The following is an 18,984-nucleotide window of genomic DNA, read 5'->3' as shown; positions in this document are numbered from 1 at the left end:
GCCGCGCAGCACGCGCGGCCCCGCCCGCGCGCGGCCCGCGCGGATGCTGTCTTGCCCCTCTCGCCGGGGGCGGAGCGGGAAACCTATGCCGGTTTACCTGCCGATCGCCGAGATGTCGGTGGATGCCGGGCTGCTGCTCGGCATCGGCCTCGGCGTGGGCTGGCTCTCCGGCCTCTTCGGCGTGGGCGGCGGCTTCCTGCTGACGCCGCTCCTCATCCTCATCGGCATCCCGGCGCCGGTCGCCGTCGCCTCCGGCGCGAACCAGACGCTCGGGGCCTCCGTCTCCGGCCTCATCGCCCAGTGGCGGCGCGGCAACGTGGACGCGCGGATGGGGGTGGTGCTGCTGGTGGCGGGCCTGGCCGGCTCCTTCGCGGGCACGCAGCTCTTCGTGCTGCTGCGGCGGCTGGGGCAGGTCGATCTCGCCGTCTCGCTCTTCTACGTCGTCGTGCTCGGCACGGTGGGGGCGCTGATGGTGCGCGAGAGCGTGCGCGCCATCTTCCGCCGGCGCCGCGCGGCGCCGGCGCGGACGCACCAGCACTCCTGGCTGCACGGCCTGCCCTTCAAGATGCGGTTCCGCCAGTCCCGCCTCTATATTTCCGTCATCCCGCCGGCGCTGGTGGGCTTCGGGATCGGCATCCTCTCCGCCATCATGGGCGTGGGCGGCGGCTTCATGCTGGTGCCGGCCATGATCTACGTGCTGGGCATGCCCACGGGCACGACCATCGGCACCAGCCTGTTCCAGGTGACCTTCGTCAGCGCCAACGTCACGCTGCTGCAGGCCCTCCAGACCGGCTCGGTGGACGTGGTGCTGACGCTGCTGCTGCTGGCCGGCGGGGTGGCGGGCGCCCAGTTCGGCGCGGCCATGGGCACGAAGCTGCGGGGCGAGGAAACGCGGGCGCTGCTCGGGCTGCTGGTGCTTGGGGTGGCCATCAGCCTTCTGGTGGCGCTGGTCCGCACGCCGGGTAGCCTCTACCTCCTCGGCCCCGTGACATGAGGCGGGCCACGTGAGGGGGGCGACGCTGGCGGCAGCCCTGCTGGCCGCCGCCCTCATCGCCGCCCCCGCGCAGGCCCAGCGCGAGGGGCAGCCCGCCCCGCCGCCCCAGGCCGGGCCGGCGCTCGCGGCGGAGCTCGCCCAGCCCCGCATCGCCGTGGACACCGCCTTCACCGGTGCCGACCTGCTGGTGTTCGGCGCCACCGACCGGCTGCTGGGCCCTTCGGGCGACAACGTGGTGGTGCTCGGCCTCGGCGCGCCACGGGACGTGGTGGTGCGGCGGCGGGTGAGGCGGCTGGGCATCTGGGTCAACGGCCCCTCCGCCCGTTTCCGGGAGGTGCCGAACTACTACGCCCTGGCCGCGACCGCCCCGGTGGCCGACCTGCTGGACGAGCCGGCGCGGCGGGAGCGGCGGCTGGGGCTGGAGTTGATGACCGCCCGCCTTCCCGGCCCGCGCGAGCCGGAGTTCCGCCAGGCGCTGATCGACCTCAAGCACGCCTCCGGCGGGTGGAACGAGGAGGCGAGCCCGGTGGAGATCTCGGGCGGGCGCCTGTTCCACGCGCGGCTTCCCCTGCCCTCCACCATCGCCACGGGGGACTATGTGGTGCAGGTGATGCTGGTGCGGGCCAACCGGATCGTCGCGCGGCAGGAACTCTCCTTCCGGGTGGACCGGGTGGGGGCCACGGCGCGGATCGCCGACTTCTCCCGCGGGCAGCCCCTGCTCTACGGCCTGGCCTGCGTCGTCCTCGCCGCCCTGGCCGGCTGGCTGGGAAGCGTCGTCTTCCGCCGCGGCTAGGGCCCGCGCGCCCGAGGGTGTAGATCCACGCGTCGGACAACAGGCTGGGGGTTTGCATGCCGCAGGACCGCGTCTTCCTCGTGGTGGTGGACGACAGCCCGGAGCGGGCGGTGGCGCTGCGCTACGCCTGCCTGCGCGCGCGGAAATCCGGCGGGCGCGTGGCGCTGCTGCGGATCACGGAGCCGCCGGAGCTGCAGGAATGGGCGGGGGTGGGCGCGCTGATGCAGGAGGAGCGGCGGCAGGAGGCCGAGCAGCTCCTTTCCGCCCTCGCCGCCCAGGTGCAGGAGATCACGGGCGGGCTGCCCCTGCTGCTGATCCGGGAAGGGGACGCGGTGGAGGAGGTTCTGGGCGTGCTGGCGGAGGACCCGCGCATCTCCATCCTGGTGCTGGCCACCGCGACGGAGGGCGGGCCGGGGCCGCTGGTGACGGCGCTGACCGGCCGCCAGGCCGGGCGGCTGCGCTGCCCGATGACGATCGTGCCGGGCGGGCTGGCCGATGCGGAGCTGGACCGGGTAACCTGAGGGGCGGCCCCGCCGCCGTCGCGCCCCACCTTTGCGCCGGGCGCCGTTGCACCCCCGCCCGGCCTGCCCCACATGCGCGGAAAGACCGCGGCAGGCCCGCTGCAGAGGAAATACCCCCATGTTCATCGAGACCGAGGCGACGCCGAACCCCGCGACCCTGAAGTTCCTTCCGGGCGAGACGGTGATGGGCGAGCGCGGCACCGCCGACTTCACCGGCGCCGAGGTGGCCGCCCGCTCCCCGCTCGCCACGCGGCTCTTCGAGCTGGAGGGCGTGGCGCGGATCTTCCTCGGCGCGGATTTCATCACCGTCACCAAGACGAACGAGGCCGACTGGGCCACGCTGCGCCCGCAGGTGCTGGGCGCGGTGATGGAGCACTTCATGGCCGGCCGCCCGGTGATGGCGGGCGACGAGGCCGAGGACATGGCGGAGGATACCGATCCCGCCGATGCCGAGGTGGTGGCCCAGATCAAGGAGCTGCTGGACACGCGCGTGCGCCCGGCGGTGGCCGGCGACGGCGGCGACATCGTGTTCCGCGGCTTCCGCGACGGCATCGTGAAGCTGCACATGCAGGGCGCCTGCTCGGGCTGCCCCTCCTCCCGCGCCACGCTGAAGCACGGGGTGGAGAACATGCTCCGCCACTACGTGCCGGAGGTGGTGGCGGTGGAGCAGGTCGAAGCCTAGCGGCTTCGCCCGGGGTCGAGGCCTGGCGGCCTCGCCCGGGGATCGGCCCGGCGCGGTTCACGGCGGGGCAATTCATAACGAGTATGGCGGCGATCCCCGACGGGGATTGGCCGCATCCCCCGGGGCGGCCCATCATGCCGGGCAAGGAGACCCTCCCATGCCCGATACCCACGTGACCACCCCTGGCGACCGGCTGGACGACGCGGCGCTGGACCGCCTGTTCCGCACCGCCCGCACCGCCAATGCCTGGCAGGACCGGCCGGTGACGGACGAGACCCTGCGCGAGCTCTACGGCCTCGTCGCCCTTGGCCCCACCAGCGCCAACCAGTCCCCGGGCCGCTTCGTCTTCGTCCGCAGCCCGGAGGGGAAGGAGAAGCTCCTTCCCACCGTCTCCGCCGGCAACCAGGACAAGACGCGGACCGCCCCCGTGACCGCGATCGTCGCCTTCGACCCGCAGTTCTACGAGCACCTGCCGCGCCTCTTCCCCCACGCCGACGCCAGGTCCTGGTTCACCGGCAACGCGGCCTTCGCGGAGCGCAGCGCCTTCATGAACTCCACCCTGCAGGCCGCCTACCTCATCCTCGCCGCCCGCGGGCTGGGGCTGGATGCCGGGCCGATGGCCGGCTTCGACGCCAAAAAGGTGGACGAGCTGTTCCTGGGCGAGAGCGGGTGGAAGTCTACCATGCTCATCAACCTCGGCTACGGCGACCACTCCAAGACGTTCGGCCGCCTGCCGCGCCTGGGCTTCGACGAGGCGGCGGCCCTGGCCTGAGGCTGCGGGGGCAGGCCCCGCGCCACCTCCCTCGTAACCGACCTTCGCAACCAACCTTCCGGGGCCGCCACGATGTGCCGGGCGGCCCCGCGAGGACAGCGCCTCCGGGCCGGGCCCGCGAATGCCGGGTCAGCCGCGGACCGGGCATTCCGCCCGCCCGTCCAAAAAAGAAGGCGGCGGCGGGGCCTGCCGGAGGAAGAATTCTTCCCCTCCCCGGCCTCGGCCACAACCATGACGCATGTTCCGCGCTTGACCGTCTCCCGCACCAGGAGCAATCGGCCGATGTCATCATCAGGACATCCGGCATGCTGGCCCTTCGCGTAATTCCCTGCCTGGACGTGAAGGACGGGCGCGTCGTGAAGGGCGTGAACTTCGTCTCCCTGCGCGACGCCGGTGACCCGGTGGAGCAGGCCCGCGCCTATGACCGGGAGGGGGCGGACGAGGTCACCTTCCTCGATATCGGCGCCACGCACGAGAACCGCGGGACGATGCTGGACGTTGTTTCCCGCACGGCGGCCGAGGTGTTCATTCCACTCACGGTCGGGGGCGGGGTGCGGAGCGTGGAGGATATGCGGGCGCTGCTGCTGGCAGGTGCCGACAAGGTTTCCGTCAACTCCGCCGCGCTGGCGGACCCTGACCTCGTGCGGCGGGGGGCCGAGGCCTTCGGCAGCCAGGCCATCGTGGTGGCGGTGGATGCGCGCCGCGTGGCGCCGGGCCGGTGGGAGATCTTCACCCATGGCGGCCGGCGGGAGACGGGGGTGGACGCGGTGGACTGGGCGCGCCGGGTGGAGAGCCTGGGCGCCGGGGAAATCCTGCTGACCTCCATGGACCGCGACGGCACGGGGGAGGGCTTCGACCTCGACCTGCTGGGCGCCGTGCGCGCCGCGGTGCGGCTGCCGATCGTTGCCTCCGGGGGCGTCGGCAAGCTGGAGCACTTCGCGCAGGGCGCGGCGGCCGGGGCGACGGGGTTGCTGGCGGCCAGCGTGTTCCATTACGGCCAGTTCCGGATCGCGGAGGCGAAGGCGGCGCTGGCGGGGGCCGGCTGGCCGATACGCCCCGTGCCGGAATCAAGGGAGGCGGCGTGATGGGGAAGGGAGCGAAGAAGGCCACCGGAACGAAGGCGACGCGCGGCAAGGCGGCAACCAAGTCGGCGGCCCAGACGAAGGCCACCCCGGCGGAGACGCGGAAGAAGTCGACCAAGCTCAAGCCGGCGAAGTGGAAGGAGGACCTGCGCGTCCGCCAGCCCCTGCCCGTGCCGAAGGACCTCGCGGACGCGCCCATTGCGGCGGATGCGCGCGCTCCCAAGCGCGTGCGCCATGCCGAATCGCGCCATCTGGCGCCCCTGGATCCTGGCCCGGGCGTGGCCGAGGCGGCGGTGCTGGACAGGCTCTGGGAGACGGTGGAGGAGCGGCGCCTCTCCGGCGACTCCACGACCTCCCACTCGGCCCGCCTGCTGGCGCGGGGCACGGCGAAGGTGGCCCAGAAGCTGGGCGAGGAGGCGGTGGAGGCGGTGATCGAGGCCATGGCCGGCAATCGCCGCGCCCTGATCGGCGAGAGCGCGGACCTGCTCTACCACCTCATCGTCACCTGGGTGGACGCGGGGATTCGGCCGGAAGACGTCTGGGCCGAGCTGGTGCGGCGCGAGGGAATCAGCGGCATCGCCGAGAAGGCCGCGCGCCAGAACTTCTCCTCGGCCGGGGTGGTCAGGGCCGGGGATACGACGAAGCTGCCCTGACCAGGGGAACCCGACGGGGTTCAAGCACCCTCGGCGCACCTCCAACGAAACATCCCGCGGAAGCCCCGAGAAAGAAGATGAGAGGCGGTCCAGGGCGAGAGAACTCTTTCTCTCCCTCTGGCTCTCTCCCTGGGGCCGCCCGCGCCACACCCCACCGGGGTCGCGTTGCATTCCAACTCCCTTGTCATCGCCCCGCGCTTGCGCCGGGCGGCAACGGCTCCGATCCTCGGGCACAGCGAGGAGAACGCCATGCCGGACGACCTGACGCATGCCCCTGCCGGGGCGGAGGGGATGCGGAGCGCGCTGCTGGCCGAGGCCGGGGCGGCGCTGGTGCGCCTGGCGCCGGCGCTTCCTCCGGCCGCCGGGGCGCTGCTGCGCGGCCTGGGCACGGCCATGCCCCTGGAGGAGCTGGCGGGGATGCCGCCGGAGGGGCTGGCGGCCTGGGCGGCCTCGCTGTTCGGCGTGGCGGCGGCGCGCCGGCCGGGGGAGGTGGCGCTGCGGCTGACGCCGCCCGCGGGCGGCATGGGCGCGGGGGCGGTGGCGGAGATCGCCACGGAGGACATGCCCTTCCTGGTGGACAGTGCCCTGGCGGCCATCACCCTCTCCGGCCGCAGCGTGCGGCGGCTGCTGCACCCGATCCTGGCGGTGCGGCGCGGGCCGGATGGCGGGGTGGAGGCGATCGGGCCGGCGCTGCCGGGTGGGCCCAATGAGAGCGTGATGCGGATTGAGATCGCGCCGCACGGCAGCGGGCGCGGTGCGCCGGCGGACTGGCCGGCGGTGGAGACAGCGCTGCGCGGGGCCCTGGCCGAGGTGCGGCTGGCCGTGGGCGATTTCGGGCCGATGCTGGAGTGCCTGCGGGCCGCGGAGGGCGAGGTGGCGGCGGCGCCCGAGGGGGCGGAGGCGGCGGCCTTTCTGCGCTGGCTGGCGGAGGACAACTTCGTCCTGCTCGGCCATCGGCTGCTACGGATCCCGGCGGATGGCGGGCCCATCACGGCGGAGCAGGGGCTGGGGCTGCTGCGCGATCCCGAGATGGCGCCCTTCGACGCGCTGCGGGACCTCTCCGCCGTGCCGGCGGCGGTGCGGCACTCCCTGACCGAGCCGGTGGCGCTGGCCGTGGCCAAGGGCAACCTGCGGATGCGCGTGCACCGGCCCAGCCACGCGGATGTGGTGGCCACCCGCATCCTGGGGCCGGATGGCCGCGTGGCGGGGATACGGCTCTTCATGGGGCTCTTCGCCGCCACCGCCTACAACCGCAACCCGCGCGGCATCCCCTGGCTGAAGTCGAAGGTGGCGCGCATCCTCACGGCCTCGGGCGCGGCGCCGGAGAGCCACGACGCGCGGGCCTTCCAGTCCATCCTGGACACCTGGCCGCGTGACGAGCTGTTCCAGGCGAGCGAGGCGGAGATCCTGGCGGGCGCCCGGCGCGCGCTGGACCTGACGATCCGCCCGCGCCCGGCGCTGGTGGTGCGGCGGGACGCCTTCGGGCGCTACGTCTCCGCCATCGCCTGGTTCCCGCGCGAGGTCTTCGACACGCAGCTGCGGGAGAGGGTGGCGCGGCTGCTGGCAGCGGCCTTCGGCGGGCGGCTCTCCGCCTTCTACATCGCCATCTCCGACACGCCGCTGGCGCGGGTGCACTACGTGATCGGCACCGATCCCGGCGCAGCCCCGGAGGTGGACGTGGCGGCGCTGGAGGCGGCGGTGGTGCAGGCCGCGCGGGGCTTCCCGGAGGCGCTGGCGGGCGCGCTGGCCGACGCCTCGGGCGAGGCGGAGGGGGCGCGGCTGGCCGCGCGCTGGGCGGAGGCCTTTCCCGCCGCCTATGCGGAGGCGATGACGCCCGCCCAGGGCGTGGCGGACCTGCATCTGGCCGAGGCGGCGCTGGCGGCGGGGCGGCCCGTGGCCGACGTGTCCCGCATTCCCGGCGAGGGGGCGCGGCGGCTCCTGCTGCGGCTCGCGAATCCGGGCGGACCGCTGCCGCTGGCCGACGCGCTGCCGCTCTTCGAGAGCCTGGACCTGCGCGCGATCGAGGAGCAGCCCTGGCGGCTCACGCCCGCGGGGGGCGGGCCTGTCGTGCTGCACCTCTTCACGCTGGAGGCGGGGACGGAGGCACCGGAGGACCGGTTCGACGAGCTGCTGGGCGCCCTCTCCGCCCTGCTGGAGCACCGGGCGGAGGCGGACGGCTTCAACCGGCTGGTGCTGCGCGCCGGGCTGGAGTGGCGCGAGGCCTGGCTGATCCGCGCCCTGTTCCGCTGGTGCAAGCAGGTGGGCTTCGCCTTCCCGCAACCGGCCGTGGAAGCGGCGCTGGCCGCGAACCCGGAGGCGGCGCGGCTGCTGGTGGCGCTGTTCCGGGCGCGCCTGGACCCGGATGGGGGGAGCCAGGAGGCGGAATCGCAGGCCCGGGCCGGGTGGGCGGCGCTGATGGAAGCGGTGGCGGACCCGGATGCGGACCGCATCCTCTCGCGCCTCCGCACCGCGCTGGATGCGGTGGTGCGGACCAACTACTTCCAAGGCAAGGACTACCTCTCTCTCAAGTTCGAGAGCGCGCGGGCCGGCGAGATGCCGGATCCCCGGCCCTGGCGGGAGATCTTCGTCTCCGCCATGCACATGGAGGGCTGCCACCTGCGCGCCGGGCCCGTGGCGCGCGGCGGCATCCGTTGGTCCGACCGGCGCGAGGATTTCCGCACGGAGATCCTCGGCCTGATGAAGGCGCAGCGGCTGAAGAACGTGATCATCGTGCCCACCGGCGCGAAGGGCGGCTTCATCCTGAAGGGTACGGTGCCGCCGCCGAGCGAGCGCGAGGCCTTCATGGCCGCGGGCGTGGCCGCGTACAAAACCCTGATCCGCGCCATGCTGGACGTGACGGACAACCTCGGCGCCGATGGCGGCATCATCCCGCCGGACCGCGTGGTGCGGCTGGACGGGGACGATCCCTACATCGTGGCGGCGGCGGACAAGGGCACGGCCACCTTTTCCGACATCGCCAACGCGCTCTCCCTCGAGTACGGCTTCTGGCTCGGCGATGCCTACGCCTCCGGCGGCTCGGCGGGGTACGACCACAAGGAGATGGGCATCACCGCCAAGGGTGCCTGGGTCATGGTGGCCCGCCACTTCGCGGAGATGGGGCGCGACATCCAGGCGGAGCCCTTCACCTGCGTCGGCGTGGGCGACATGTCCGGCGACGTGTTCGGGAACGGGCTGCTGATCTCGCGGAAGACGCGCCTGCTGGCGGCCTTCGACCACCGCCACATCTTCATCGATCCCGATCCCGACACGGAGGCCTCCTTCAACGAGCGGGAGCGGCTGTTCCGGTTGCCGCGCTCCTCCTGGGACGACTACGACAAGGGCCTGATCAGCGCGGGTGGCGGGGTGTTCCCGCGCAACGCCAAGACGATCCCGCTCTCGCCCCAGGCGCGGGCGCTGCTGGGGATCGAGGCGGAGCGCGCGGAGCCGGCGGCCGTCATGCGCGCCATCCTGAAGGCCGAGGTGGACCTGCTCTACTTCGGCGGCATCGGCACCTACGTGAAGGCGAGCACCGAGAGCCAGGCGGAGGCGGGCGACCGCGCCAACGACGCGCTGCGCGTGGACGGGCGGGAGATCCGGGCCAAGGTGATCGGGGAGGGGGCGAACCTCGCCGTGACCCAGGCAGGGCGGATCGAGGCCGCGCGCGGAGGCGTTGCGATCGACACGGACGCGCTGGACAACTCCGCGGGCGTCTCCACCTCGGACCATGAGGTGAACATCAAGATCCTGCTGGCCGCCGCCGAGCGCAACGGGGCGCTGACCCGGCCGCAGCGGGACGCGCTGCTGGAATCCATGACGGACGAGGTGGCCGCGCTGGTGCTGGCGGACAATGCCGCGCAGTTCGCCGCCCTGACCCTGGAAGGGGCGGCGGGCACGGAGGCGCTGCCGGCCCAGGCGGCGCTGATGTCGCGGCTGGAGGTGGCGGGGCTGCTCGATCGCGCCGTGCTCGGCCTGCCCTCGGCGGCCCAGATGGCCGAGCGGATCGGCTCGGGCGACGCGCTGACGCGGCCGGAGATCGCGGCGCTGCTGCCAGTGGCGAAGCTGTGGCTGACGGACGCGATCGAGGACGGGACGCTTGCCGACGACCCGGCCTTCCTGCCGCTGCTGCGGAGCTACTTCCCGCACGCCTTGCAGGAGCGCTTCCCGGAGCTGATCGAGGGGCATCAGCTGCGCCGGAACCTCGTCGCCACCCTGCTGGCGAACGCGGCGGCGAACCGGCTGGGCCCGGCGGGTCTCTCGCGCCTGGCGGAGGGCGACCCGGCTGCGGTGGCGCGGGCGGCCTGGCTGGCGGACCGGCTCTTCGGTATCGGCGCCGCGGCGGATTCCCTGGACGCGGCGGCGCTGACGCCAGAGGCGCGGCGCTCCGCCCTGCTGGCGCTGCGCCGGCTGCACGAGGACGCCGCGCGGGCGCTGCTGGACGACAGCGCGCCGCTCGCGGAGGCCGAGGCGCGGCTGCGGCCGGGCATCGCGGCCCTGATCGAGGCGGTGCCGGTGCCGGAAGGGAGCGGCCTGCCGGAGGCGGCGGCGCGGCTGGTGGCGGGGGCGGGCTCGCTCTCCGCCGCCATCGGCGTCGTGCGGCTGGCCGAGGCGGCGGGCGTGGCCCCGGCGGACGCGGCCGGGGCCTGGAACACGGCGGGGCGCGACTTCGGGCTGGAGGCCCTGCGCGCCACCGCCCGCGCGGCCCCGGCCCCCGGCGCCTTCGGCCCGCGTGCCCGCACGGCGCTGCTGGAGGACCTGGGCGCCCTGCAGATGCGCCTGGCCCGGGCCGCGCTGTCCGGCACGGCGCCGAGGCTGCCGGAGCCTGTCCTGCGCATGGCGCGGGAGGCGGCGGGCTCGGGCGAGCTGGCGGCCGTTTCCGTCGCGCTGCGCGCCCTTTCGATAGCAACCAGCACCGGGGCAACCGAGGCCGGGGGAATGGAGGCCGCTTGAACCGACGCGAATTCGCCTGGGCCCTCTACGACTGGGCGAACAGCGCCTTTCCCACCGTCGTCACCACCTTCGTCATCGCCACCTGGTTCGCCCAGGGCGTGGCGGGGGATGCGGTGGCGGGGCAGGCGCAGTGGGGGTGGATGCAGACCGGGGCGGGGATCGCCATCGCCTTTCTCTCCCCCGTGCTCGGCGCGGTGGCGGATGCGGGCGGGCGGCGGCGGCTGATGCTGGCGCTCTGCACCCTTGCCACCGCCGCGCTGACCGCCGCCATCTGGTTTGCCCACCCCGCGCCGGCCTGGGCGGGCTACGTGCTGCTCTGCGTGGGGCTGGCGACGGTCGCCTTCGAGGTCGGCACGGTGTTCTACAACTCCATACTGCCCGACGTGGCGCCGCCATCCCGGATGGGCCGCATCTCCGGCCTTGCCTGGGGCCTGGGCTACGCGGGCGGGCTGGCCTGCCTTCTCGTCTGCCTCTTCGGCCTGATCCGCCCCGACCCCGCCCCCTTCGGCCTGGACCGCGCGGCCGGCGAGCCAGTCCGGGCTACCGCCCTGCTGGTCGGCGCCTGGATCCTCGCCTTCGGCTGGCCCGTGCTGCTGGCCATGCCCGACCCGCGCGGCCCCCGCCCGGGCTGGGGCGCCGCCGCGCGCGCGGGCCTGGGCGAGATCGCCGCCGTGATCCGCGGCCTTCCCGCCCGGCCGAACATGCTGCGCTTCCTTGTCGCGCGGCTCTTCTACACCGATGGCCTGAACACCCTTTTCGCCTTCGGTGCCATCTTCGCCGCCGGCGTCCACGGCATGTCCTTCCAACAGGTCCTGCTGTTCGGGATCGCCATGAATGTTTCCGCCGGCCTCGGCGCCGCCCTGGCCGGGCTGGTGGAGGACCGTGTCGGTTCCAAGCGCATGGTGCTGATCGCCCTGTGCTGCCTCGTCGCCCTCGGCATTGCCATCGTGCTGACCGACGGCGTGGCCCTGTTCTGGTGCCTGGCCCTCCTCCTCGGCTTGTTTTTTGGCCCGGCCCAGGCCGCTTCCCGCACCCTCATGGCCCGCCTTGCCCCACCGGAGGAGATGGCGGCCCATTTCGGCCTCTTCGCCCTTTCCGGCCGCATCACCGGCTTCCTCGGCCCCGCCGTGCTGGCGGCGGTGACGCAGGCCAGTGGCAGCCAGCGCGCGGGCATCGCGACGACGGCGGCCTTCATGGCGGTGGGGGCGGTGCTGCTGGCGGGGGTGCGGGAGAAGGCCTGATCTGCCCGGCCCAAGGGGCTCTGCCCCTTGGATCCCCGCCAGGAGGCTGAGCCTCCTGGACCTGCATCGGGCTGCCGCGGGACCGACTTGAGACGGGGACTCCGGTGCGGGTCTCTATCCTGCCCTTGCAGTCGCCTCGGCTCCACGAGCCGAGGCGCACCGTCAGCGAAGCCCAGACCAACTCCTGAAAAAAGATGATGGTGAGGGGTCCGGGGAGAGGAAGAATTCCTTCTTCCTCTCTCCGGGACAGACCCCCAGCCCAGAACCGGGGCGAAGCCGCGCCGCCGGAACGAGGTTCACGCCGCCCCGCATCGGGGCCACAAGGGTTCGTGCCATGACCCTGCGCCGCTATCTCGACCAGCGCCTGAAGCTGCATCACCTGCGGGCGGTGGAGGCGATCGTCGCGCAGAGCAGCCTGTTGAAGGCGTCCGCGGTGCTGGGCATCACGCAGCCGGCGCTGACGCGCACGGTGCAGGAGCTTGAGGAGATCCTGGGCCAGCGGCTGTTCGATCGGCTGCCGCGCGGCGTGCGGCCGACGGAGGCGGGGAACCTGCTGGCGGCCTCGGCCCGGCGCATCCTGGTGGAGTTGCGGCGCCTGGACGAGGCGCTGGACCGCCTGGAGGACCCGGAGGGCGGGACGGTGGCGATCGGCACCCTGCCGGTGGCGGCGACGGGGGTGCTGCCGGGGGCGCTGACGCGGCTGACGAGCGGCCATCCCGGCATTCGCGTGCGGCTGGAGCAGGGGCGGACGGAGGAGTTGCTGCCGAAGCTGGCCTCGGGGGAGATCGACCTCATCGTGGGGCGCCTCTATGAGCCAGCCAGCCCGGACGGCTTCCCGAGGGAGCCCTTGTGGGAGGAGCCTATCTCCATCCTGGCCCGGCCCGGGCATCCTGTTTTCGCCATGGGCGCGGTGCCGCTCGAGGCGCTGCGCCGCTACGACCTGATCCTGCCGACGGTGAGCCAACGGGTGGGGCAGGAGATCGAGGCGCTGCTGGCCATGCTGGAGTTGGAGCCGGCCAGCTCCATGCGCTCCAGCTCCTACGGCTTCATCCGGGAGATGCTGCTGGCGACCGACCTGATCGCGGTGATGCCCCGGCTGATGATGGCGGGGGACCTGCTGCGGGGAATGCTGCGGGTGGTGCCGCTGCCCGTGCCGGCGCCGCGCCGCCCGGCAGGGATCATCCGGCCGCGCGACCGCGCGGTGCCGCCGGCGGGAGAGGCGTTCATCGACTGCCTTCGCGCGCACGTCGCGGAGATCGGGCAGCGAGGGCTTACCGATATAACCTCCGGTCATACCGCGCCTGTGGAAAGCGATAGGACAGGGGCGCGAAGCGGGTCTAGGGAGCGGGCGCAGCCCCGGCAGCGGACGGGGCGGGAGGAACCTTCCCATGACGGCACCGGATAACGGGGCGCCGGCCCCGCAAGAAACGACCGCGCTGAGCGCGGCGATCGGCACCTACCCGCGCACCCGCGCGCTGAAGGAGGGCTCCGTTCCCTCCCCCCTATTGCGGCTGGACTTCGCCGACATCCCCGTGATCAGCCGCGCCTTCGCGCCGATGGTGCGGGAGCTGCGCTTCGACGTCTCGGAGATGGCGATCGCCACCTTCCTGCAGGCCCGCGCGGCGGGGCGGCCCGTGGTGCTGCTGCCCGTGGTGCTGGCCTCCCGCTTCCAGCAATCCGCGCTGATCTGCCGGGCGGAGAGCGACATCCGCGGCCCTGCCGACCTGGCCGGCCGCCGCATCGGCGTGCGCGCCTACAGCCAGACCACGGGCATGTGGCTGCGGGGCATCGTCATGGAGGAGGGCGGGCCGAGGCCCGACGCGATCCGCTGGATCACCTTCGAGGACGCGCATGTCCAGGGCATCGCCGACCCGCCTTTCGCGGAGCGGGCGCCGAAGGGTGCGGACATGATGGCCATGCTGAAGGCCGGGGAACTGGACGCGGTGATCGTCGGCAACGACATGCCCGACGATCCCGGCCTACGCCCCGTCTTCGCGAACCCTGACGCTGCCGCCCAGGCCTTCTACGCGCGCCACCACCTGGTGCCGGTGAACCACATGCTCTGCGTCACCCGCCGCCTGGCGGATGAGCGGCCGGAGCTGGTGCGGGAGGTGGTGCGGATGGTCCGCGCCTCCGCGGCCCCCGTGCCGCCCGGCCCGCACGGCGCCCCGCCTGCCACGCGCGCGGCGCTGCGCCCGGTGATCGAGCTGGCCCTGCGCTACATGACCGAGCAGGACATGCTGCCCCGCCCCCTGACGGTGGACGAGGTGTGGGACGGACTGCCCAAAGGCATCGAGTAAGGAGGAAACGGCGCCATGACGGATTTCGCGATCATCGGTTTCGGCGAGGTCGGCAGCATCTTCGCGCGGGACCTGCGCGCGGGCGGGGCCGGCGCCATCCACGCCTTCGACGTGCTGGAGGCCGCGCGCGAACGCGCCAGGGAGTTCGGCGCCACCGTCCACGGCACGGCGGCGGAAGCGGCGGCGAAGGCACAGGTCGTCTTCGTCTCCGTCACGGCCGGATCCGCGCTCGCGGCCTGCCAGTCCCTTGCGGGCGGCCTGTCCCACGCGCCCTTCGTGGTGGACGTGAACTCCATCTCCCCCGGCGCGAAGATCGAGAACGGGCAGGTCGTGAATGCGGCCGGCGGGCGCTACGTGGAGGCCGCGGTGATGGCCAGCGTGCCGCCCAAGGGCCTGCGCTCCCCCATCCTGCTCGGCGGGGCGGACGCGCAGGGCTTCATCGACGTCATGCAGCCCTTCGGCATGGACCTGACGATCTTCTCCGAGGAGATCGGCAAGGCCAGCTCCGTGAAGATGTGCCGCAGCGTGATGGTGAAGGGGCTGGAGGCGATCACCACGGAGTGCATGCTCGCCGCCCGCCACTACGGGGTGGAGAAGGAGGTTCTCGCCTCCCTCAAGGACACGCTGCCGCATGAGGACTGGCGGGGCCTGGCGCGCTACGTCATCAGCCGCGCCCTGATCCACGGCAAGCGCCGCGCCGAGGAGGTGCGGGAGGTGGCCCGCACGGTGGAGGAGGCGGGGCTGGAGCCACTGCTGAGCCGCGCCATCGCCGAGCGCCAGGACTGGGCGGCCGGCCGCGGCCGCGAGATGGGCAAGGCGCTGCTGGCGACCGACGACCTGGACACGCTGCTGGACGGCATCACCGCGACGATGAACCGGAAAGCCGCCGCGGAGTAACCGCACGTCAAGCGTGCCCCGATAGAGGGCACGCACACCGAGGAGAGACGCACATGACCATCACGCGCCGCGGCGCGCTGCGGCTGGGCGGGTTTGCCGCCACGGCCCTCGCCATTCCCAACTTGGCGCGCGCCCAGAGCCCGCTACCCGACAAGCCCATCCGCCTGCTGGTGCCGAATGCGGCTGGCGGCGTGGCGGACCTCACCTCCCGCACCGTGGGTGCCGCGTTGTCCGAGCGCATCGGCCGCGCGGTGGTGATCGAGAACCGGCCGGGGGCGGGCGGAATCGTCGCTGGGCAGGCCCTGCTCTCGGCGCCGGCGGACGGCTCCACCTTCATGGTGGCGACCAATGCCAATGCCATCAGCAAGTCGCTGTTCCGCAGCCTGCCCTTCGACCCGATCAAGGACTTCGCGCCGGTCGGGCTGATGGGCACCTTCGCCATCGCCATCCTGGTGGCCCCGTCCTCCCCCCTCCGTACCGCGCAGGACCTGATCGCGGCGCTGAAGAAGGACGTGCGGAACACCAATATCGGCACGATCAGCGTGGGCAGCACGCAGAACCTGGCGGCGGAGCTGTTCAAGACGAGCGCGGGGCTGGACACCACCACCGTGCCCTTCTCTGGCACGCCCGCTCTGCTGACCAGCCTGCTGCGCAACGACGTGACGGCGGCCTTCGAGATCGTCGCGCCGCTGATGGGGCAGATCAAGGACGGCTCGCTGCGCGCCATCGCCGTCACCTCCTCCACCCGCGCCGCAAACCTGCCGGATGTGCCGACGCTGCAGGAGGCGGGGGTGAAGGATTTCGACGTGACCTCCTGGAACGCCATCGTGGCGCACGCCAAGGCGCCGCAGCCGGTGATCGAGTTCCTCAACCGGGAGCTGAACGCCGTGCTGGCCGATCCCGGCGTGCGGAGCAAGCTGCTGGAGGCGGGCGTGGAGGCGAAGGGCGATTCCCCCGCCCAGCTCGGCGCGCTGATGACGAGCGAGGCGGAGAAGTGGCGCGCGGTGATCGAGCGCGCTGGAATCGAGAAGCAGTGAGCGAGAGAGCCATGGCCATCAAGACCTGCAAGGGGCCGGACCCCAACACGAAGACCCCGAAGTACAAGCTGCCGGCCGGCTCCGTGGACGCGCACTGCCACGTCTTCGGCCCCGCCGATAAGTTCCCCTACGCGCCGGACCGTTCCTACACCCCACCCGACGCGGGGGTTGAGGACCTGCGGCGCGTGCACAAGATCCTCGGCGTGGATCGCGCGGTGATCGTGCAGGCGAGCTGCCACGGCACCGACAACTCCGCGATGATCGACGCGATCGAGCGCAGCAACGGCGCCTACCGCGGCGTGGCGATCGTGGACGGCACCATCACCGACAAGGGGCTGGAGGAGCTGGACGCGGGCGGCGTGCGCGGCGTGCGCTTCAACTTCGTCAAGCACCTCGGCGGCACGCCGGACCTGGATGTGTTCGACCGCGTGCTGGACAAGGTGAAGCCGCTGGGCTGGCACGTGGTGCTGCACCTCGACGCCGGCGACATCCTGGAGCACGCGGAGCGCATCTCCCGCATCAAGGTGCCCTTCGTGATCGACCACATGGGCCGCGTGCAGGCGAAGAACGGGCTGGAGCAGGAACCGTTCCGCCGCCTGCTGGAACTGATGAAGAACGAGCTGGCCTGGGTGAAGATCTGCGGGCCGGAGCGCGTGACCTCGGAGGGTGCTCCCTTCCACGACGCCGTGCCCTTCGCCCGCAAGCTTGCCGAGGTGGCGCCGGACCGCGTGCTCTGGGGCACCGACTTCCCGCACCCGAACATCGCCGGCGACATGCCGAATGACGGCGACCTGGTGGACCTGCTGGCGCTCGCCGTCGAGGACGAGTCCGCCCGCCGCAAGGTCCTGATCGAGAACCCCGACCGCCTCTACTGGGCGCGCTGAGAGGAGCCCCCGATGTCCGACAAGCAGAAGTCCGGCCTCGTCGTTACCGCCCATCCCGGTGATTTCGTTTGGCGCGCGGGCGGCGCCATCGCGCTGCACGCGAAGCTCGGCTACCGCATGAAGATCGTCTGCTTCTCCTTCGGGGAGCGCGGCGAGAGCCAGGGCGCCTGGAAGCAGCCGGGCATGACGATGGAGCAGTGCAAGGCCGGCCGCCGCGCCGAGGCCGAGGCCGCCGCCGCCATCCTTGGCGCCGAGATCGAGTTCTTCGATTCCGGTGACTACCCCCTGAACTTCACCGACGGGATGATGGACCGCCTCATCGACATCTACCGCGAGGTGAACCCCTCCTTCGTCCTCACCCACGCCGTGCGCGATCCCTACAACGTGGATCACCCCAAGGCCTCCGCCATCGCGCAGGAGGCGCGCATCATCGCCCAGGCCGCCGGCCACAAGCCCGGGCCGTCCGGCGTGACCTACACCGCCCCGCAGGTCTTCCAGTTCGAGCCGCACCAGCCCGAGCAGTGCGACTTCAAGCCGAACCGCATCCTCAACATCACCGAGGTGTGGGACACTAAGTGGAAGGCCTTCCAGGAGCTGCCCGCGCAGCGCCACCTGTGGGACTACTACGAGCGCGTGGCGCTGAACCGCGGCATGCAGGGCGGCCGTAACTCCGGCAAGGCCATGAAGTACGGCGAGGCCTACCAAACCATCTTCCCGGATGCGGTCGAGGTGCTGGCGTGACCCCCGTCGTCGTCCGCCACAACCCGCGCGCCGATCTCGCCACGATCGACCGCTTCGCCCCCCTCGGCGTCTCCACGACGCATGAGGCGAGCGGGCGCGCGCCGAACCTGATGAAGCCCTATATGCGCCCGGCCTGGGCGGGGGCCTCCATTGCCGGCAGCGTCGTTACCGTGCTGCTGCAGCCCGGCGACAACTGGATGATCCACGTCGCCGTGGAGCAGTGCCAGCCCGGCGACGTGCTGGTGGCCGCCTGCACCACCGACAACACGGACGGCATGTTCGGCGACCTCCTCGCCACCTCGCTCAAGGCCCGCGGCGTGCGCGGGCTGGTGATCGATGCCGGCGTGCGCGACGTGGCCGTGCTGAAGGAAATGGGCTTCCCCGTCTGGTCCCGCGCCATCTCGGCCAAGGGCACGGTGAAGGCCACCCCGGGCTCCGTGAACGTCCCCATCGTCTGCGCCGGCGTCGCCGTGCGCCCGGGCGACGTGGTGGTGGCCGATGACGACGGCGTGGTGGTGGTGCCCGCCGCCGACATCGCCTCCACCCTCGCCGCGGCCGAAAAGCGCCAGGCGAACGAGGGCGAGAAGCGCGAGAAGCTGGCCTCCGGCGTTCTCGGCCTCGATCTCTACAATATGCGGCCGGCGCTGGAGAAGGCGGGGCTGCGCTACGTGGACAGGCTCGAAGACCTGTAAGGGTCGCGCCTGTTGCCTCAGGGGGGAGAGAAGGAATTCTCTCCCCCTGGCCCCCCACTCATCTTCTTCTAGAGGGCTGCCGCGGAATGCTGGGCTGGCCCGCGAAGCAAATTTCCTGATTCATCGGTAGCGCGGGCTGCCCTGTCCCGCGCCTCGGGTCATGGACCCGAGGCGAACCGCCAGTCCCGCATTCCGCGGCAGCCCTCTAGAAGAAGATGAGGGCGAGGGGTCCGGGGAGAGGGAGAATTCCTTCTCCCTCTCGCCGGGACATCCCGCAGGCGGAGAAGCAGCATGCCCCCCTATCTCTGGATCGCCCTCGGCGGCGCTATTGGCAGCGTCGCACGCGGCTGGTTCAGCACCGCCGCCGCGCGCTGGTGGGGCTCGGGCTTTCCCTGGGGCACGATGGCGATCAACGTCGGCGGTTCGTTCCTCATCGGCCTGTTCGCCGCGCTCACTCTTCCTGGCGGGCGCTTCGCGGGGAATGCCGATCTCCGCGCCTTCGTCATGGTTGGGATCTGCGGCGGCTTCACCACCTTCTCCTCCTTCAGCCTGCAGACGCTGGAACTGTTGAGAGAGGGGAGGGGGCTGGCGGCCCTGGGGAACGTCGCGGGCTCGGTGCTGCTCTGCCTCGCGGCCACGGCCGCAGGCTATGCCCTGGCAGCGCCGCCAGTTCCGTCATCAACGGTGGCGGCGATGGCGGATGAGGAGACGGGGCGTCCCGGGCCGCGGCCGCCGGCCAGGGGCTGAT

General features: G+C 72.6%; 17 protein-coding genes. All 17 read left to right on the top strand.

Annotated features, from left to right (window positions below):
* Window positions 1-85: 85 nt before the first annotated feature.
* Window positions 86-994, top strand: a complete 909-nt coding sequence (locus NRP21_RS17910) for a sulfite exporter TauE/SafE family protein (protein ID WP_257717597.1) — start codon at window positions 86-88, stop codon at window positions 992-994.
* 10 nt (window positions 995-1,004) lie between these two features.
* Window positions 1,005-1,787 (top strand): TIGR02186 family protein, encoded by a 783-nt coding sequence (locus NRP21_RS17905; RefSeq protein ID WP_257717596.1) that lies wholly within the window; start codon window positions 1,005-1,007, stop codon window positions 1,785-1,787.
* A 56-nt stretch (window positions 1,788-1,843) separates the two neighbouring features.
* Window positions 1,844-2,308, top strand: a complete 465-nt coding sequence (locus NRP21_RS17900) for a universal stress protein (protein WP_257717595.1) — start codon at window positions 1,844-1,846, stop codon at window positions 2,306-2,308.
* 118 nt (window positions 2,309-2,426) lie between these two features.
* The gene (locus NRP21_RS17895; protein ID WP_257717594.1) at window positions 2,427-2,990 is read left to right on the top strand and encodes a NifU family protein; all 564 of its coding nucleotides are present in this window, start codon (window positions 2,427-2,429) and stop codon (window positions 2,988-2,990) included.
* A 157-nt stretch (window positions 2,991-3,147) separates the two neighbouring features.
* Window positions 3,148-3,762 carry a malonic semialdehyde reductase gene (locus NRP21_RS17890; protein WP_257717593.1) on the top strand — a complete coding sequence of 205 codons (615 nt, stop codon included), beginning with the start codon at window positions 3,148-3,150 and terminating at the stop codon, window positions 3,760-3,762.
* A gap of 305 nt (window positions 3,763-4,067) precedes the next feature.
* Window positions 4,068-4,847 (top strand): imidazole glycerol phosphate synthase subunit HisF, encoded by a 780-nt coding sequence (hisF, locus tag NRP21_RS17885; protein WP_257717592.1) that lies wholly within the window; start codon window positions 4,068-4,070, stop codon window positions 4,845-4,847.
* Window positions 4,847-5,497 (top strand): phosphoribosyl-ATP diphosphatase, encoded by a 651-nt coding sequence (locus NRP21_RS27925; RefSeq protein WP_308219909.1) that lies wholly within the window; start codon window positions 4,847-4,849, stop codon window positions 5,495-5,497. Before hisF ends, NRP21_RS27925 begins: the two co-directional genes overlap by 1 nt.
* Window positions 5,498-5,746: 249 nt before the next feature.
* Window positions 5,747-10,444, top strand: coding sequence for an NAD-glutamate dehydrogenase (locus NRP21_RS17875; protein ID WP_257717591.1), 4,698 nt, complete (start codon window positions 5,747-5,749; stop codon window positions 10,442-10,444).
* Entirely contained in the window at window positions 10,441-11,685 is a 1,245-nt protein-coding gene (locus NRP21_RS17870) for an MFS transporter (protein WP_257717590.1), read from the top strand. Before NRP21_RS17875 ends, NRP21_RS17870 begins: the two co-directional genes overlap by 4 nt.
* A 334-nt stretch (window positions 11,686-12,019) precedes the next feature.
* Window positions 12,020-13,090: a LysR family transcriptional regulator gene (locus tag NRP21_RS17865; protein WP_257717589.1), complete on the top strand. Its 1,071-nt coding sequence runs from the start codon at window positions 12,020-12,022 to the stop codon at window positions 13,088-13,090.
* The gene (locus tag NRP21_RS17860) at window positions 13,074-13,985 is read left to right on the top strand and encodes an ABC transporter substrate-binding protein (RefSeq protein WP_257717588.1); all 912 of its coding nucleotides are present in this window, start codon (window positions 13,074-13,076) and stop codon (window positions 13,983-13,985) included. The genes NRP21_RS17865 and NRP21_RS17860 overlap by 17 nt, the downstream gene beginning before the upstream one ends.
* Window positions 13,986-14,000: 15 nt before the next feature.
* A complete protein-coding gene (locus NRP21_RS17855; RefSeq protein WP_257717587.1) occupies window positions 14,001-14,882 on the top strand; it encodes an NAD(P)-dependent oxidoreductase in 882 nt (293 codons plus the stop codon).
* Between the two features lie 53 nt (window positions 14,883-14,935).
* Window positions 14,936-15,919 (top strand): Bug family tripartite tricarboxylate transporter substrate binding protein, encoded by a 984-nt coding sequence (locus NRP21_RS17850; protein ID WP_257717586.1) that lies wholly within the window; start codon window positions 14,936-14,938, stop codon window positions 15,917-15,919.
* A complete protein-coding gene (locus NRP21_RS17845; protein WP_257717585.1) occupies window positions 15,916-16,803 on the top strand; it encodes an amidohydrolase family protein in 888 nt (295 codons plus the stop codon). Before NRP21_RS17850 ends, NRP21_RS17845 begins: the two co-directional genes overlap by 4 nt.
* 12 nt (window positions 16,804-16,815) lie before the next feature.
* A complete protein-coding gene (locus NRP21_RS17840; protein WP_257717584.1) occupies window positions 16,816-17,544 on the top strand; it encodes a PIG-L deacetylase family protein in 729 nt (242 codons plus the stop codon).
* Entirely contained in the window at window positions 17,541-18,236 is a 696-nt protein-coding gene (locus tag NRP21_RS17835) for a 4-carboxy-4-hydroxy-2-oxoadipate aldolase/oxaloacetate decarboxylase (RefSeq protein WP_257717583.1), read from the top strand. Before NRP21_RS17840 ends, NRP21_RS17835 begins: the two co-directional genes overlap by 4 nt.
* A gap of 291 nt (window positions 18,237-18,527) precedes the next feature.
* Window positions 18,528-18,983: a fluoride efflux transporter CrcB gene (gene crcB / locus NRP21_RS17830; RefSeq protein ID WP_257717582.1), complete on the top strand. Its 456-nt coding sequence runs from the start codon at window positions 18,528-18,530 to the stop codon at window positions 18,981-18,983.
* Window position 18,984 lies beyond the last annotated feature (1 nt).

Source organism: Roseomonas populi, assembly GCF_024594815.1.
Lineage (GTDB): Bacteria > Pseudomonadota > Alphaproteobacteria > Acetobacterales > Acetobacteraceae > Roseomonas > Roseomonas populi.
Note: the sequence above shows the minus strand (reverse complement) of the source record. Positions and strands in the feature narration are given on the sequence as shown.

What these genes read in the sequence shown, in the direction of transcription:
- NRP21_RS17910 (WP_257717597.1), top strand. Translation starts at nt 86, where the DNA reads ATGCCGGTTTACCTGCCGATCGCCGAGATGTCGGTGGATGCCGGGCTG.
- NRP21_RS17900 (WP_257717595.1), top strand. Translation starts at nt 1,844, where the DNA reads ATGCCGCAGGACCGCGTCTTCCTCGTGGTGGTGGACGACAGCCCGGAG.
- NRP21_RS17895 (WP_257717594.1), top strand. Translation starts at nt 2,427, where the DNA reads ATGTTCATCGAGACCGAGGCGACGCCGAACCCCGCGACCCTGAAGTTC.
- NRP21_RS17890 (WP_257717593.1), top strand. Translation starts at nt 3,148, where the DNA reads ATGCCCGATACCCACGTGACCACCCCTGGCGACCGGCTGGACGACGCG.
- hisF (WP_257717592.1), top strand. Translation starts at nt 4,068, where the DNA reads ATGCTGGCCCTTCGCGTAATTCCCTGCCTGGACGTGAAGGACGGGCGC.
- NRP21_RS27925 (WP_308219909.1), top strand. Translation starts at nt 4,847, where the DNA reads ATGGGGAAGGGAGCGAAGAAGGCCACCGGAACGAAGGCGACGCGCGGC.
- NRP21_RS17875 (WP_257717591.1), top strand. Translation starts at nt 5,747, where the DNA reads ATGCCGGACGACCTGACGCATGCCCCTGCCGGGGCGGAGGGGATGCGG.
- NRP21_RS17865 (WP_257717589.1), top strand. Translation starts at nt 12,020, where the DNA reads ATGACCCTGCGCCGCTATCTCGACCAGCGCCTGAAGCTGCATCACCTG.
- NRP21_RS17860 (WP_257717588.1), top strand. Translation starts at nt 13,074, where the DNA reads ATGACGGCACCGGATAACGGGGCGCCGGCCCCGCAAGAAACGACCGCG.
- NRP21_RS17855 (WP_257717587.1), top strand. Translation starts at nt 14,001, where the DNA reads ATGACGGATTTCGCGATCATCGGTTTCGGCGAGGTCGGCAGCATCTTC.
- NRP21_RS17850 (WP_257717586.1), top strand. Translation starts at nt 14,936, where the DNA reads ATGACCATCACGCGCCGCGGCGCGCTGCGGCTGGGCGGGTTTGCCGCC.
- NRP21_RS17840 (WP_257717584.1), top strand. Translation starts at nt 16,816, where the DNA reads ATGTCCGACAAGCAGAAGTCCGGCCTCGTCGTTACCGCCCATCCCGGT.
- crcB (WP_257717582.1), top strand. Translation starts at nt 18,528, where the DNA reads ATGCCCCCCTATCTCTGGATCGCCCTCGGCGGCGCTATTGGCAGCGTC.